Genomic DNA, 15,066 nt, shown 5'->3' with positions numbered 1-15,066 from the left:
TCAGGTTGTGAATTAAGATATATCAAGAATGTATTTTGAATACTCCTCTCACGTTACCAATAGCTTATGCCGAGCCTGTAAATCTATCCCAAATAATAAGCTATTGATCTGCGCATTTCTGTTGCCGTTACTACGATGTCAAAGGCACATTGCCCGGCCCCTTTCAGCAATGAAAACCTGATTTCCTTTCCTCTATTCTTCTTATCCTGGCGCGTAAGCGCGATGATTTCTTCAATATCCTCCGGCGAAATCTTCACCTTGCCGTACGTCGCGAACAGGAACTCCTCAATGTCCGTCAGCGTCTGCTGATCGATCATTTTCCGTTCGAACGACAGGTACGCTTCCATGATCATCCCCACCGCAATCGCTTCCCCGTGGAAAAGCCGCTCTTTCGGGCTTTTATTCAAAAAGCATGTCTCCACCGCGTGGCCGAGCGTATGCCCGAAATTCAGGATCTTCCGCAAACCTTTCTCCGTCGGGTCCTGGTCCACTACCTGCTGCTTAATCTTCACCGAATGGGCGATCAGGTCCGGCCAGTTTTGCTCTTCAAAATCCTTCGCCCGGATTTCCTCCCATTTCGTACCATCGGCGATCAGGCAATGCTTGATAATCTCTGCAAATCCCGACCGTATCTCGCGTTCCGGCAAGGTCTTTAAAAATACCGGATCAATGAGCACGCTTTTCGGGATATTGAAAACACCCAAATGGTTTTTAAAACCCTGGAAGTCAATTCCTAATTTCCCTCCGACACTCGCATCCACCTGCGAAAGCAAGGTCGTCGGAACCTGGATAAAATCTATTCCACGCTTGTACACCGCGGCACAAAAACCACCCATGTCGCCGATCACCCCGCCGCCCACATTGATCACCAATGCGTGGCGGTCGAGCTCTTCCTTGGTCATGGCCTCCCAGATTTTCTCGCAAGTCGCCAGTGTCTTGTGCGCCTCGCCGCTGGGAACGGTAACAACACTATGTTTCGGCAAAAACACCTTCAAAATCGGATAACAATACCTTTTGGTGTTGTTATCGGCTATTACTACAATTTTTGAATACTGTTTGGAACTCAAAAAATCCGGTAAGCTCTCGCCTATCGGTGCAATTACTACTGACTGGTTCATTCTAAACTATCATTGAGACGGGCTCATCACAGATACGATGAGTGCAACCAAATGGATGCGTTGATTTCCAGGTTTTTAAAATAAAATTTTGGAAAACCATTTTAAAGATAGCAATTATTATGCTTATCAAATAATCATTTAGTTTTTGTATCCCGAGAAATTTTTTCCCAGGTCGCATTCCCGGTTCAAATGCCTGTGCCACGGCTCGTTTGCTTTTTATTTCGTAAAATTGCCGCTTCGTTAAGATTATCCACCTTTATCTTCATATACCTCGACAAATGAGTGCTCCGCTGATCTCTGGAATTCAACAGGTAGGAATTGGTTGCCAGAACGTGCCCGAAACCTGGAAATGGTACCGGCAGGTACTCGGTTTCGATGTGCCCATATTCGATGAAAAAGCCGATGCCCCGCTCATGACCCCCTACACCGGCGGTAAAGTGCAATCGCGGCAGGCGGCGCTGGTGATCAATATGGCCGGCGGAGGCGGACTGGAAATATGGTCGTTCACCAGCCGCGTTTCACAACCTGCGAATTTCAAGGTAGAACTTGGCGACCTGGGCATCAATGCGATCCGTTTCAAAGCACCCGACGTGAAAAAGGCGCACGAATGGGTGAAAAGCCATTCGAAAGAAGCCACAGGCCCGCTCACAAAGCTGCCCGAAGGAGAAGGTTTCTGGGGCACCGACCCTTATGGTAACCTGTTCCAGATCACCAGCGACGCTACCTGGTTTCAGGCCAAAGGCAAAAACGTGGGCGGCGTAGCGGGTGTCGTGGTCGGTGTTTCCGACATAGATAAGGCAGCTGTTTTCTACCAAAACCTGCTTCAACCCCTAAATGTAGTTTACGACAAAACGGGCATTTTCGAAGACCTGCCGACGTCCATTCCCGGCCAGCGCTTCCGCAGAATGCTCCTCCGCAAGAGCTTCACGCCCGACGGCGCGTTCAGCCGCCTGCTCGGTGACGTGCAGGTCGAGCTCGTGCAAGCGCTCGACCGCACGCCTAAAAAGATATTCGAAAACCGCTACTGGGGCGATTGCGGTTACATTCACCTGTGTTTCGACACGCTGGATATGGATGCTTTGAAAACCAAACTGCAAGCGCAGGGCTACCCATTCACCGTTGACAGCGAAAGCTCATTCGGCATGGAAAACGCGGCGGGTCGGTTCGCCTACCTGGAAGACCCGGACGGCACGCTGATCGAACTCGTGGAAACGCACAAGGTACCTATTCTGAAAAAACTGGGCTGGTTTTTAGATTTGCAAAAAAGAGGGTTGAGAAAGCCACTGCCGAACTGGATGTTGAAGGCGATGGGGCTGAATAAAGTGAAAGACAAATAGTACTAATTTTCTCTTCTTTTAGTACAATTATTAGAAATTAACCATGTAAATTTGCAAATCAAGTGCTAATTTACATGGTTAATGATCAACAGAGCCATTGAAGCCACCGTACTTCGGTCGCTGAATTTCTTCCCGGTTGTTGGCATACTAGGCCCTCGGCAGGTCGGCAAAACGACTTTGGCCCGAAAACTTATTCATGAACTGAGCAAACCCGCCGTCTATTACGACCTCGAATTGGTCGAAGACTTCGAAACAATCTCCCAAAACACAACCTGGGTCCTTGAAAACAATATCGATAAAACCATTGTAATTGACGAGGTTCAACGCCTATTGCCTTTGTTTCCGCAGTTGCGTGCGCTCGTCGATCGCAAACGTGAAGCCGGGCGCTTCATATTACTCGGTTCTGCATCTCCCGATTTCCTGCAAAAAAGCTCCGAGTCGCTCGCTGGCCGCATTGCATATCACGAGCTTTCACCAATCTTAAAGTCAGAGGCCGAATCTGCATTTATACCACAACCTACCCACTGGCACCGCGGCGGCTTTCCGGATGCTCTACTCGCTCCTGATAACGGCTATTGGTACCAATGGCAGCAGAATTTTATCAAAACATACGTTGAGCAGGACCTGTCCGCCATGGGAATCTCCACTACGATTCCGTTGCTTAACAACTTTCTGCGCATGATATCGCACATTCATGGCTCGCTGCTCAACTATTCAACGTTAAGCAACTCGCTTGGAATGGCTACTAACACCGTTCGCCGTTACGTCGAAATATTGGAGCAGGCCTACCTTATCCGGAGACTGGAACCGTGGTTCGTCAATATGAGCAAACGGATCGTAAAAAGTCCCAAAATTTATATCAGGGACTCCGGGAACCTGCATTTCCTCTCCAATATTCGTCATTATGAAGATCTGATCATGCACCCGATTGCAGGTGCGTCGTGGGAAGGATATGTGATAGAACAAATTATTCCGTTGCTTGACCCTGGCATACGACCGTACTTCTACCGGACTTCCAATGGTGCGGAAATGGATTTGATATTAGTCGACGGCATTACACCAGTGGTTTCTATTGAAATAAAACTCTCGCTTGCCCCAGCTTTAAAAAGAGGTTCGACAGAATCTGCAAATGACCTGCAAACTGAACACAATTTCGTCGTGACCCCCAATGGAGGAAATATTGCCGTACGTCCGAAATGGATGCATTGTAATATTAATGAGCTTATTCAGCACTTAAAAACACTCAATATGATCGCCCAATATTAAAATGTTACCATTTACTCCCCACCCAGGCCAGCAATGGCAATCCCACAAACACGCCCAATCCCACCTGCCAGCCTGCGAATGCACCCCCAATGATCGAAAGCAGCCCAACGATCACCGGATACAAATACAGCAGCATACCAAAAAGTACGGAATCATAAAAAACCGACCGCGCGGTGAGTTTGGCGGCTTTGCCTTCGAAGAAAGAATATAATGGCGAGTGAATGGTACGACCGATCCAGCCAATCACACTCAACAGCGCATTACTTTTAGCCTTCGGTGCTGCACATTGATCGAAGAATGCGCTGAGTTGTCGTTGCTGCTCGGCTTTGGGCAGATCAGCGGGGACGGTTAGGATTTCAGCATTCATCTTCCGATCGAGGATTTCATTGAATTCCCGGAGCCACTTTTCGTACTCCTGCGGACTGGTTTGAATGTCGTCTGCGGCAATGGCCTCGCCGAAATTCAATGAGACACGCTTGCCCGGCCCACGGAAGTTTTCGTAGTTCAGGCCGGTCGGGATCACCTTCATGCTTTGCAGCGCGTCGTCGCCGTACCAGATTTTATAGGCCATCCGTGCGGTACCTTTGCCGAGGGGACGAAGGCGCCATTCATTTACACAAATACCCTCTGAAAATACAACTACGGCGTCGCCCTTTTTCAGCGCATCGTGACTTTCCTGCGCAGTAATATCATGATTTTTAACATATTGGCGACCTTCCGATCCGCGAAAAACAGGGATCAGGTTAATCTGCCGCAGCCAGAATGCAGCCGCTTTTTTGCGAAACACGTCGCCGCGGGTGAGCGTATGAATGGGCTGTTCGAGCACGGAACCGATCACTACGGCGTCGAAAAAAGAATCGGGATGGTTGGAGGCCAGCAGCAACGGTGCCCCTTTGGGTAATTTATCGAAATTGACTACACAAAGCTTTCTCAGATAAATAGGCAAAGCCAGGCGGACCAGAAAACGCGAGAAATAGTAAAACAATGTTCAAAAAGTAAGTTTTTGCAAAATTATGGGATTATTTTTTTATTCAATCCCAACAGCCAGGGTATTCTGCTCCCACGAGTTTGCTACCTTTGGTGCCATTTGTAAAGCCTAATGCGAGATTGGAATGCGTTTAAAAGATTATCCCGAAATTATCCGGAAAGCCTGGGCAGGGTTCGATAGTTCGATCGGGGTCAAATTTGTAGAAGATATTAGTGCCAAAGTTTCGACCAACCACGTGTTCCGCGTTACGCTCGACAACGACGATAAAGTGGTTGCCAAGCTTTCCTATTTTGGTAAATACGAACATTTCAAGGAGGACCACCGGATTATCCAGGCCCTTTCCAATAACCTGCTTTATCCTTTTGAGAATGTGCTTGCAAAGTCGCTGGTGAAGAATAACCAGGTTTATACCTATCGTTACCAGGAAGACTTCGTGGACACTTGGGTGGTTTTTTACAACCCCATCCGCGCCATGAACCGGTTGCCCCGGCGACTGGACGAGGAGCATATCCGCAAGCTGGGTGCCGAAGCCGCCAAATTCCATCAGGCGTGTTTCCGGGCAAGCCGGTCTATTCCGAAATCGTCTAAAAACCTCCGTACCGACATTCACCATTTGCTTGAAATCCTGGAAACCGATACCGGCCAGTACGAGCACCGGGGCTACATCCATATTCTCAAAAGGCAATGCGATGTTTTCATGAAGAATATCCAGCGCCTGAATGTCAGCTCGTTCGACCTCATGCCCGTTTTCGTGGACTGGAACATCGGAAATTTCTCGGTGACCGACGATATGAAGCTATTTTCACGCTGGGATTATGACTGGTTTCGCGTGTCGTCGCGGGTAATGGATTTCTATTTTTTCAGCAGAGTGTGTTCCAATGTCGGCGACCGTACGGTATTCAGCTACCTCATCGGGCCGCTGATGGAAGAGCGGTTTATCATGTTTTTACAGGAATATCACAAGGTTTACCCGCTGACCGAGAACGAGGTGCGCTTCATGAAGGAAGCCTACCGCTTTTTTATATTGAACTATGTAATCAAATATGGTAAATACTTTTTCCACCGCTCGTACTGCACCAAGTTGCAGCGCGAGGCCTATGAGCTGTATTTCCCATCGATCGACGGATTCGATCCCGACAAGATCCTCCGTGCCCTGAAAATCTAGCAACCTCCTTTTACTCCCCATTCACTCCCAAGACACAACTGCATGGTACTCGATAATTTTAAATCCGTCATCTCCAAATACGACGTTATTTTCTTTGACGCATTTGGCGTGCTCAAAACGTACAACGGGTTGATCCCCGGCATTGAAAACACGTTTGCCTACCTGCGTGAGCGCGGCAAGGACTTTTACGTGGTTACCAATGATGCCTCGCGCAGTCCGGAGCAGCTCGCGCAGAGCTATGTAAACCTGGGCATCAACGATGTAACGCCCGACCGCATTATTTCATCGGGCATGCTCGCCCGCGAGTACCTGGATTTGAAAGTGAGAAAGGGGACTGTTGCTTATCTCGGGACTGAGAACTCGGCGCATTATATTGAAACTTCGGATTTAAAGACACTCTCCATCCGCCAGCTGGATTTGAACAATGTGGGCGATATCAATGCATTGGTGTTTCTGGATGATGAAGGCTTCGACTGGAATACCGATCTGACTAAAACACTCAATCTGCTGCGCAAACGGAATATTCCGGTGATCGTGGCCAATACTGACAAGACTTACCCCGCATCCAAGAGTCGTGTATCGTTCGCGATCGGCGCGTTGGCAAAGATGATCGAAAACACCATCGGGCGGGAGTTTATCCGCTTCGGTAAACCCGACCCGCAGATGTTCATATTTGCCTATCAACACATTAAAAACTACCCTAATGTGAGTAAAAAAGACATTCTGATGGTAGGCGACACTTTGAATACCGATATTCTCGGCGGAAACAAATTCGGTCTGGACACTGCCCTCGTGCTCACAGGTAATACGCAGGCGGAAGACGCTGAAGTACGTATCCGCGCGACCGGTATCATTCCGACCTACATTTGCGTGTCGGCCGTGGTTGAATAATTGATCACAATCGCTTGCACATTACTCCCGTCCGCGCCGGAATATGGTGCGGATTTTTTGTTATTTTTGGTAAAACGACGATGGTTATGGCAATCCAGGCAATTGAAATCACCGAAACAGAAACTCCTCTCGAGGAAACTATGTCGTTGAACCATTCACGCCTGATTTACCGTCTGAGTATCCTGCTCTCGCAATATGATGCGAGGTTTGACATTATGCCTGAGCTGGAACTGGAGCTTTCGGCGGGACGCAGCAAGCCCGATCTGTCGATTTTCCAAAACCTCTCTTTCAACTGGAAAGAGGACGTTCTCCGTTACACCGAGGCTCCCATTACCGCGATTGAGATCCTTTCCCCTACACAGGCATACGACGCACTGACGAGCAAGATCTGGAAAATTTACTTTCCGTCGCATGTACGGTCTGCGTGGATAGTAATGCCTTCCATTCAAACTGTTCAGCTATTTCTCCCTGACCAGGCTGTGCAGAATTTTACCGAATGCATGTTTACTGATCCCATTACGGACATTAAGATAGATTTGCGGATATTGTTCAAGTAAATGGCACGTAAAAAAGACCGCTTATTTCCTCTTTAACTGCACATAATACTCTCTAAACCGTTGATCTTCCTGTGCGGCTTCGACGCCCTTGCCTAATTTGCGTAAAAGTACGGCGCGGTTCTGGTGGCATTGTCCGGCCAGCCAGGAGTCGGGAAAGGAGCGAGCGGAGCGGGTGAAAAGTTCGTACGATTCGCGCAGCAATGCAGTATCGCGTTTTGTCATAAATACTTTTCCCTCGTCGAAGTCCTGGCGCCAACGTTTTGCAATGGGGGTCATACGTTCGGCCTCCTGAAAAACTTTGAATGCGGGTATTACCGGCACTTTCGAGTTTTTAGCGACAATGGGCGCGACAGGCTTCGCAAAAAACGCGATAATAGCCTCGGAATAGGCAATGGCCTCATTCTGGTTATGTTCTGGTTGTTTCAATCGCTGCTCTTCGGAAGGATTTGTAAAAAACGACGCCTCCGCAAGAAGCGCAGGTATTCCGTAAGTATTCCGGAGTACGGAAGCCCCGGCATCAGCGAATATAGTGTAGTCGGAAACGAGCGAAACAGGGGTCTGGGGCTTATGCAGGTATTTCAACAACGCCTCAGCCAGTTCTTTGCCAAAATCCACACTGGCTACATTCTCGGACATATTTCCATGGAAATAAATGATCGGGAAGTTGACCGACGAATCGGCGGTCGCATTGTGATGGATCGAGACGAAAAGATCGGCTTTGCGGTCTTTGGCAAGTTTCGCCCGGTCAGCAAGCGGCACTTCTACATCCGCAATTCTTGTCATCACCACTTTCGCCCCCTTCTTTTCGAGCATTTTTTGCAGAAGCAGCCCTACCCGCAGGTTTACCCACTCCTCGCGCTCGCCACCCGGGCCCACACGATAACTGTCAGTTGCCGCGGTACCCCCGTGCCCGGGGTCTATGCAAATGGTTTTTCCTTTCAAAGGCTTTCGTTTCGATTGCCCTATGGTAAACGATATGATACCTATGAAAAATAACAGGGTTAGAAAGATGCGATTCATGGGTTTAGTTTAATGGAATCATAAATTAGGAATGATCAGGCGGTTGCGCAAGCCTTCCATGCGGTTTCCCTGCTTTCGCCTTTTTCCTGCTATTTTTACCAAAAATTTTTCTATTTACTCAAAGCACACACTCATTGTCAAATACAAAAGATGATGAGAATCTACAAAAGATGATGAGAATTTATAACCATATACACCATTGTTGGGATAATAAAGCGGCATCAGGAGTGGAATGGTTATATGACGTTATTTGCCCCAATGAAGCATCCTTGGTTCAGAAGTAAAAATTATCTGTTCTTATTATGCGGTAATCTTCTGCCCATAATTTTTCTATACATTCCCGGCTCACTTATAACTCAATCTTCAATCTAATGGGAAAAAGATTTTATGCTTCGCACGCTGACAAACTGACAGCGATGCGCATGGCTAACAACTATGCGAAAGCGTACAAAAAAGGAGTTTGCTATACTCCTTCAAAAGAAAAAGAATGTAGATTTGACTCAAACACAAACTTGTGGACTTGTTCAGCTCCTGCACATCATCAATACGGAAGTTGCGGAAGCGGTGAAATAAGTACCAACCAGGGGCGTGGTACAAACTGGGGCACAGGTAAAATCCCGGTGATTACATTTGACAAAAGCTTTGATGATAGTTTTGCCAAAGAGAACGATGAAGACCTGGCAGGGACTGCTGAAAGCCTGACTGATGCTGAATACTCCGATGCATCGCCTGAGGACTACGAAGATATCAGCAGTTTAACGGAAGAAGCTTGAAATAAAATTTGTTACATGTGCTGTGGAGAAATTTGAAATTTCTCCGCAAGCCACCTTCAATCCATTTGGAATAGTGTAATTGATAGCTTATTGCCAAACCCACACATCGTTCCCATAATCTTTTGTATTTGGCAATATCACACAAAACGAATACTAGCAACTCTTTATTCCGAGAACTATCTTAAGCAAATAGCTTATAGTAGTACTGTTTCGTAATATTTGAATTAAGCCTAAGTATTGGGGATGCCTCTACAACAAGTATTTGGCCCAGAACAGACGAACATACCTCTTTCTGCCAAGTCGACTTGGCAGCTCTCACTGATCTTTCTCCTTCGGATGTGTTCGTGGTCTTTATATCGAGAATTACATGCCAGTAGTTCATCTTTGTGGGCGCATGTTTAACAACCGTAGTCGCCATTAAATCTGACCTATTATTTGCCATCAACTTTCCACAAGCCTGCGCAAACTTTTTCGCTTCCTTATTTCCAGAAACATCCATTTGATAAGGAACAGTTCTGTTATGAATACGGCTAAGGCCAAAATAGATAGGGGGATTATCTTCCGCTAAGACCTCATAAAGGTTGTTATATTCCGACAATAGGACTGGCTCTCCCTCCCAATCATCATTCCCGTCGTGACGCGTCCTAAACTTGATGTCATCCTTTACAAAATTCCCTCCGAGTAAATTCATGGATAACTCAGGAATACGCTCGATAGAAATAAAACTCTGCCGCGCGTTGTCGAATTCGTTAAAAGTGTCACCATAAGAACCCTCAGCCCTTCTAACGACAGAACATGTCAAGTCATCGCTAACTCGATTGATGTCTATTTCTCGACGGTAGTATATTTTAGGAAGAAGCCGAAGTGGGTAACATGACAACTTCTTAATTCTCCGCAGATTATAATAATAAATATTCTTTAAAAGAGGGTACAAACTCATCAATATCCGCAGCATTGCTTGCTATAAGCTCTCTATTTGCAAATAAACTAAATACTATTTCATTTTCACCAAACACTTTATAATCTAAGTTCTTATCAATCAACAACATCCGATCATCGGAGAACCCCAAAGTGAATCGAAGCCCCTTTCCACTAATACTCTCAACGGCAACTTTCTCAAAGCTCAATTGGGCCAATTTCAAAGATGTCCTCATAAACTCCTTAAGAACAAATTGCTTGTCAAACCCCTTTGGAGCACCAAACTTTTTAATTTCCGAGCTAAATGCAGTAATTATTGGATGTAATGACGATAAAGCACTTACCAAATTCCCAAGCGACACTTTGGTTCCCTGGGCCTTGGTTTTATCTATAAGCTCTACTGCTTTTACCTTAGTACTTACAGTTGTTGTCTCATTCGAGTAGTTTTGATAGACTTTTTTAAACAAGTCTCGATCTTCAATATTTTCCCAAGTATGCATCTGACTCCCGCCAGTTATATCCGGCGCGACAATTGTAATCCTTGGATTGAGTAAGCGAGTTTCGCAATTGTCATCCACATTATTTACGGTAGGTGTCATAACTATTATGGATAAATTGGATTTAAATATCTATTCAAATAATCATCTTTCAACAAACCAAAAAACAACTCCTTTTCTACTTTATGTAGCTGATCTATTTGCTTAAATAAATCAGCTAAATTATTAGCGACGCCCTTACGAATAAAGCAATCAATATCAATTACTAACCCAATCTTCTCTATATCTTTTTTTTCAGCTTTCGCCCTAGACGCGATGAGAAGATTTATTGAGACATCTTCGACAGAAATGTTAGTATGTATGGCACGAGTTGCCGAATTTTCAAATTTAGGCAACGGCAATTTCGGCAACCAACTTAATACATCTTCTGGCTTTTCAGAATCAGGTAAGATGCTTATATATCGCAACCCAACTCGCTCTATCTGATCTACCAGATCGATCTCAAACAGTCGCTTTAATTGAGCCTGCATAAAAGGAAAATAATTTTTCCACAATTTATACTCGCCAATATTTTCAAATGTCACAAAATCCGGGCCAACACTCAAAGAGTAGTCATCATTAACCAAAGTAAAATCAGGAGATTGAGAGTCATTTAAATTCCCCGGCTCACCATAAAAAGAATTGTGGTTCTGAATCTCAGGTAGTACATCGGCAAAAGCAGGATATATCTTACTTAATAGTTGTTCTCGTTCAATCTTAGAGGTAAATCGAACTTCTACTGCGGATGAAAATAGTGGATTGGGAGTTACTTCAACAGGTAACGGCATAGACACACCAGAAAAAAATTTTGCAAAGATATCACTATCATGGCAAAAATGAGCGTAATTTCTCTTTTTTCTGAAAAATACAACAATCAATCAGAATAACAAGGGATGATATATTTTTTTTAGGTTTTGGCACAGACTGGCAATATTCTCGCTCGACCACCACCAACCTAGCAACCCAAAAACCACCAAAAGTTACATATTACCGCCGGTCCATAAGAGGTTCGAACTCTTGCCTATCCGACGACTCTGGGCTCCTGCCTTTTTTCAGCAACTACATTTTTTACGAATGCGCCGGCTTGAAATGCCTTGTGCGGAAAAGGGCCGATCTGATCCATCTGTCCCCTACCGGCTGCTTTTAAATCCTCTTTGTAAGGCGTACCACATAAGGGTGCTTGTCAAATAAGGGCCTTTGGACCGGCACGCTCGCATCCCTACCACCCCGCTAAGTTGCCCCTCCCAGGTTCGGCCATATCCCAGATGGCTTGTTGACTCGGTCGACAACATTGCTAACCTTTCTTTCGCAACTGGTAAATTTCTAATTAGTCATAGATTGACAGTTTTCTCCTTCGCCCCACCAAACGCCAAAGAAAATGAGAATTTTGGTCGCCAAGTTCCAAGCAAATAGAGGAAAAGACAGCTTACTGTCTAAAGAAGGTTAGAAAACAGCTATAACTTTTAGACAAAGTGTGTCACTGATGAAACTATCCCCAGCATATTTGGCAAGAAATGAAAGCTGCTTTTTCCTTGGGTTGAAGCTTTTATAGCCGTTCTACGCTCCTCGCAGAAATACTTACATACCCGATAGAAAAGTGATTGTTAATTTTAATCGATTTTCTAGCCATACTATAAATTTCGAAATCTACTTTTGTCCCAGACATAGTTTAGGCCCCTGATAAGTGAAGAATCCTTCAAAACCCAAGTCTTCGTCCAGTTTTGGCCAGTGGATCCCAAAAGCAGAAAGTTCGAACTTCTGCCGCTCTGCCAGAGAAGCGTTGAAGAGTCTGGGGAACCATTTTAGCGGCTGGCTCCTCTCCGGATGCCGTTTGGATAAAGATGCTATCATCCTGAAACCAAATAGCTTTTATCTCAATTTCCACGCCGATCTTGTTTTACAGTTTAGAGAATACTTTGGAAAAACAGGTTTTATACGTCGGGCCACAAAGATTAGCTATGCGCGCGAAAGCCTGGATCAGATTCCAACCGATCTTGCTCCAATCCGGATTCAATACTTTCCCATACATTCTCCGGGTTGACTGTGATCAACTCCCCTTTGGCCTTACTGGATCTAGCCTCCTTGAGCTTTTCGTCGAAAGAAGGGCTGTAAGGGCTCTTTTTGCTTTTTTCTAAGTCATTCATCATCAGGTACCCGGGTATTCGTCGAAAAAACGGCCTATTTAACCTAAATAACCAGGCAATAGCCTGTTAATCATTAAAATTGCCCCAAGTAGACCGGCTTGCCGGTTTAACGTTGAGTAAAATTTGCAATCATTCCCTGAAATTCAGGGAATGATTCTTAATGAAGTGCCTGGTTTAATATCTCTCTGTTTCCGGCTTCCTGGCTTAAAATCCCTTTTTATCCACCGTACAAAATTAACGGCCTGCACCCGGTAGGTATGGGCTGATAGTGCCGTCAAGTTAGACATATCTACTTCCTGGATGTAACGGGTTAGTAACCTGTCAATCTCTGTTTGAAAATCGGTGTCATCTCTCATTCACGCATGGGTTATCCTACTAGAACGACAAGAAATATCCCATCAGCGTCCCCTTTAAGCAAAATTAAAAGGGATCGCAATCATTGAATAACCCACCAAGGTTGAACATCTGTGCTACGCCCCTCTCAAAAGCAATTTACAAAAAGTCGCGTCTGTTTGTACAAACCAAGAACTTTCACAGATCAGCTTGCGCCCCCTTGTTCTATGGTTTTTCATTTAACTAAAAATACGATCCAAACCGCTCCATTCCATATGTGAGCCAAGGTGTCAAACACAAAAGATCATGAAAATTTCAAGCCGACTCGTCTTTTGGTCATAAATGCCCTAAACCATAATCAACTATGACATGATGATTCTTAGCCTTGTGCCGAAATCCTCCGAGGATTCAATCTGGAAAACCCCGTTCAGCTGACTAGCCCGGATTTTAATAGATTTCAATCCAAGGCGCTTTCCGCCTGTATCTGGGGCATTGGCTTTAAACCCCCTGCCATTGTCTTCGATGATCAGGATTTTCTGCCCCCCTTCGTTGTACAACATTATGTTTACCAATGATGCTTTTGCATGCTTGAGAATGTTGGTCACTGCCTCCTGGATGATATACAGGATCTGGATCTTATCTGATATGCTAAAACCGGAGAGCACATAATCGTCAATTTCGATCGTTTTCCGGTAGGCACTTTCTGGAAGCGTTACCGAAGCAAGCGCTTTAATACGCTCTTCAAAAGACTTCTCTGCCATGCCCAATGGCTGGCTGGCCCACTCGTGGCTTTTGTCGCGAACAGCGGTATAAATGTCGTTAATCTGAACATTGATGGCTGTAATTTCCTCCCTAGATGCCAGGGCCGGCTGATTGGAAATCCGCTCCAACCGGTATTTAACCGAGGCGACCGAAGACGAAAGCTGATCATGAAGTTCGCGTCCCAACCTTTGCTGCTCCTGACTGCGTTCATTTTGCTTTATTTCTTCCAGCTCGGCCACCTGCATTTGAGCCATCCGGTTCAACTGCTCAATCCTTCGCTTCGTGGTCCGCTGCCTTTGCTGGCTCCAATAAAAGAGCAGCCCGACTACCAAAATCGATAGTACAGAAATAGCCACAATAATGTTGTTTTTTTGCTTTTTTTCCTGTTCTGCCAAAGCGAGCTCGTTCCGGTCATTTTCCGCCTGAGTATGGGCATATAGCAGCTCATCCATTTCCTGCATCAGTACGCCCGAAAGGCTATCTTTGGCACTGACAACTTTTTCCATGGCAGGATATACCTGGGCGTACTTCCCAGAATTTGCGAAGAGGGATGCCCTAAATGCGTCTACCCTTAGTTTTTGGTCAAAACTGATATTGGGAGTCTTTGCGTATTGGTTAATATAGTAGGAAGCGCTATCATTGTTATGGGTTTTTAGGTAATAATCGCAGGCCCAATCGATGTAATAGGTATTCAACAGACTTCTCCACTCTTTTGTTAATCGGGAAGGTCCGTTGATAACGTCATGTATTTGTGCAAGATCATGCTTTGCCTTGTCAAAATCCCGCAGCAACACTTGATTTTTACTTAAATGCATGCCGGCCATAAAAAAACGCACGATGGTCCCATCTTCTGACTGGGGCGAGATTTTTATGAACAACTCATGGGTAATAGCCGAAGCCAGTTTGATTACTTGCCCGGTCCTGGCAGTGTCCTTAAGGTAAACGCAGGAAAAAAGCACTGGAGTCAAAATATATATCGCGTTGATGGCCTCTTTGCTCGATATTGTTCCCTTACTGATTCCATCGGGAAAACCTTCCAAATACCCGCGCTCTCTTTCATAGATTTCCAGTGTTTTTCTGTAAGCCCTGTTGCCGGCGTGGACATTACATATCTGCATGACCGCATTAAGAGGTTTGTTCCCGCCCTGTTTTTGCTGCTCCTTGTCCATTTTTTCATAGTAGTACAATGATTCCCCAGGTCTGTTGCGCATGCGGGCGTTACTGGCCAGCAACAAATAGTATGTAGGACGATAGGACT

15 protein-coding genes are annotated in these 15,066 nt (G+C 45.5%); 6 read left to right on the top strand and 9 right to left on the bottom strand.

Annotated elements, in window-relative coordinates; all coding sequences use genetic code 11:
- Positions 1–83: 83 nt before the first annotated feature.
- The gene (aroB, locus tag ACQ4MZ_RS30625) at positions 84–1,118 is read right to left on the bottom strand and encodes a 3-dehydroquinate synthase (protein ID WP_430851738.1); all 1,035 of its coding nucleotides are present in this window, start codon (positions 1,116–1,118) and stop codon (positions 84–86) included.
- 278 nt (positions 1,119–1,396) lie between these two features.
- Here aroB and ACQ4MZ_RS30620 point away from each other — a divergent pair, with 278 nt between their 5' ends.
- Both ACQ4MZ_RS30620 and ACQ4MZ_RS30615 read left to right on the top strand, forming a co-directional pair.
- The gene (locus ACQ4MZ_RS30620; RefSeq protein ID WP_430851736.1) at positions 1,397–2,455 is read left to right on the top strand and encodes a VOC family protein; all 1,059 of its coding nucleotides are present in this window, start codon (positions 1,397–1,399) and stop codon (positions 2,453–2,455) included.
- An 81-nt stretch (positions 2,456–2,536) separates the two neighbouring features.
- Positions 2,537–3,721: an ATP-binding protein gene (locus ACQ4MZ_RS30615; RefSeq protein ID WP_430851734.1), complete on the top strand. Its 1,185-nt coding sequence runs from the start codon at positions 2,537–2,539 to the stop codon at positions 3,719–3,721.
- A gap of 4 nt (positions 3,722–3,725) precedes the next feature.
- On the opposite strand, the gene ACQ4MZ_RS30610 is transcribed toward ACQ4MZ_RS30615, so the two are convergent.
- Complete coding sequence (locus tag ACQ4MZ_RS30610; protein WP_430851732.1) at positions 3,726–4,706, bottom strand: 1-acyl-sn-glycerol-3-phosphate acyltransferase; 981 nt, start codon at positions 4,704–4,706, stop codon at positions 3,726–3,728.
- Between the two features lie 127 nt (positions 4,707–4,833).
- Between ACQ4MZ_RS30610 and ACQ4MZ_RS30605 the strand changes: the two genes are divergently transcribed.
- From ACQ4MZ_RS30605 to ACQ4MZ_RS30595, 3 genes are all read left to right on the top strand, one after another.
- Positions 4,834–5,874: a hypothetical protein gene (locus ACQ4MZ_RS30605; protein WP_430851730.1), complete on the top strand. Its 1,041-nt coding sequence runs from the start codon at positions 4,834–4,836 to the stop codon at positions 5,872–5,874.
- 42 nt (positions 5,875–5,916) lie between these two features.
- Positions 5,917–6,765 (top strand): TIGR01459 family HAD-type hydrolase, encoded by an 849-nt coding sequence (locus ACQ4MZ_RS30600; RefSeq protein ID WP_223400860.1) that lies wholly within the window; start codon positions 5,917–5,919, stop codon positions 6,763–6,765.
- A gap of 86 nt (positions 6,766–6,851) precedes the next feature.
- Positions 6,852–7,322 (top strand): Uma2 family endonuclease, encoded by a 471-nt coding sequence (locus ACQ4MZ_RS30595; RefSeq protein ID WP_430851728.1) that lies wholly within the window; start codon positions 6,852–6,854, stop codon positions 7,320–7,322.
- 21 nt (positions 7,323–7,343) lie between these two features.
- Here ACQ4MZ_RS30595 and ACQ4MZ_RS30590 read toward each other — a convergent pair whose 3' ends face one another.
- Positions 7,344–8,342 carry an N-acetylmuramoyl-L-alanine amidase family protein gene (locus ACQ4MZ_RS30590; protein WP_430851726.1) on the bottom strand — a complete coding sequence of 333 codons (999 nt, stop codon included), beginning with the start codon at positions 8,340–8,342 and terminating at the stop codon, positions 7,344–7,346.
- Between the two features lie 371 nt (positions 8,343–8,713).
- Between ACQ4MZ_RS30590 and ACQ4MZ_RS30585 the strand changes: the two genes are divergently transcribed.
- Positions 8,714–9,115: a hypothetical protein gene (locus ACQ4MZ_RS30585; protein ID WP_430851724.1), complete on the top strand. Its 402-nt coding sequence runs from the start codon at positions 8,714–8,716 to the stop codon at positions 9,113–9,115.
- A 181-nt stretch (positions 9,116–9,296) separates the two neighbouring features.
- Here the strand turns inward: ACQ4MZ_RS30585 and ACQ4MZ_RS30580 are convergent, their stop codons facing one another.
- The 6 genes from ACQ4MZ_RS30580 to ACQ4MZ_RS30555 all read right to left on the bottom strand — a co-directional run bounded on the left by ACQ4MZ_RS30580 (position 9,297) and on the right by ACQ4MZ_RS30555 (position 14,977).
- Entirely contained in the window at positions 9,297–9,806 is a 510-nt protein-coding gene (locus tag ACQ4MZ_RS30580) for a hypothetical protein (RefSeq protein WP_430851722.1), read from the bottom strand.
- A 208-nt stretch (positions 9,807–10,014) separates the two neighbouring features.
- Positions 10,015–10,632 (bottom strand): hypothetical protein, encoded by a 618-nt coding sequence (locus ACQ4MZ_RS30575; RefSeq protein WP_430851720.1) that lies wholly within the window; start codon positions 10,630–10,632, stop codon positions 10,015–10,017.
- Between the two features lie 5 nt (positions 10,633–10,637).
- Positions 10,638–11,447 (bottom strand): TIGR04255 family protein, encoded by an 810-nt coding sequence (locus ACQ4MZ_RS30570; RefSeq protein WP_430851718.1) that lies wholly within the window; start codon positions 11,445–11,447, stop codon positions 10,638–10,640.
- Between the two features lie 769 nt (positions 11,448–12,216).
- Complete coding sequence (locus ACQ4MZ_RS30565; protein WP_430851716.1) at positions 12,217–12,420, bottom strand: DUF2442 domain-containing protein; 204 nt, start codon at positions 12,418–12,420, stop codon at positions 12,217–12,219.
- 101 nt (positions 12,421–12,521) lie between these two features.
- Entirely contained in the window at positions 12,522–12,713 is a 192-nt protein-coding gene (locus ACQ4MZ_RS30560; protein WP_430851795.1) for a DUF2683 family protein, read from the bottom strand.
- Between the two features lie 695 nt (positions 12,714–13,408).
- Entirely contained in the window at positions 13,409–14,977 is a 1,569-nt protein-coding gene (locus tag ACQ4MZ_RS30555) for a sensor histidine kinase (RefSeq protein ID WP_430851714.1), read from the bottom strand.
- Between the last annotated feature and the right edge of the window lie 89 nt (positions 14,978–15,066).

The sequence above is a fragment of the Dyadobacter sp. BHUBP1 genome (assembly GCF_050587785.1).
Taxonomy (GTDB): domain Bacteria; phylum Bacteroidota; class Bacteroidia; order Cytophagales; family Spirosomataceae; genus Dyadobacter.
Note: the sequence above shows the minus strand (reverse complement) of the source record. Positions and strands in the feature narration are given on the sequence as shown.

Coding starts and splice junctions, on each gene's coding strand:
- ACQ4MZ_RS30620 (WP_430851736.1), top strand. CDS start 1,397: ATGAGTGCTCCGCTGATCTCTGGAATTCAACAGGTAGGAATTGGTTGC.
- ACQ4MZ_RS30595 (WP_430851728.1), top strand. CDS start 6,852: ATGGCAATCCAGGCAATTGAAATCACCGAAACAGAAACTCCTCTCGAG.
- ACQ4MZ_RS30560 (WP_430851795.1), bottom strand. CDS start 12,713: ATGAATGACTTAGAAAAAAGCAAAAAGAGCCCTTACAGCCCTTCTTTC.
- ACQ4MZ_RS30575 (WP_430851720.1), bottom strand. CDS start 10,632: ATGACACCTACCGTAAATAATGTGGATGACAATTGCGAAACTCGCTTA.
- ACQ4MZ_RS30580 (WP_430851722.1), bottom strand. CDS start 9,806: ATGAATTTACTCGGAGGGAATTTTGTAAAGGATGACATCAAGTTTAGG.
- ACQ4MZ_RS30585 (WP_430851724.1), top strand. CDS start 8,714: ATGGGAAAAAGATTTTATGCTTCGCACGCTGACAAACTGACAGCGATG.
- ACQ4MZ_RS30605 (WP_430851730.1), top strand. CDS start 4,834: ATGCGTTTAAAAGATTATCCCGAAATTATCCGGAAAGCCTGGGCAGGG.
- ACQ4MZ_RS30590 (WP_430851726.1), bottom strand. CDS start 8,342: ATGAATCGCATCTTTCTAACCCTGTTATTTTTCATAGGTATCATATCG.
- ACQ4MZ_RS30600 (WP_223400860.1), top strand. CDS start 5,917: ATGGTACTCGATAATTTTAAATCCGTCATCTCCAAATACGACGTTATT.
- ACQ4MZ_RS30565 (WP_430851716.1), bottom strand. CDS start 12,420: ATGATAGCATCTTTATCCAAACGGCATCCGGAGAGGAGCCAGCCGCTA.
- ACQ4MZ_RS30615 (WP_430851734.1), top strand. CDS start 2,537: ATGATCAACAGAGCCATTGAAGCCACCGTACTTCGGTCGCTGAATTTC.
- aroB (WP_430851738.1), bottom strand. CDS start 1,118: ATGAACCAGTCAGTAGTAATTGCACCGATAGGCGAGAGCTTACCGGAT.
- ACQ4MZ_RS30555 (WP_430851714.1), bottom strand. CDS start 14,977: ATGGACAAGGAGCAGCAAAAACAGGGCGGGAACAAACCTCTTAATGCG.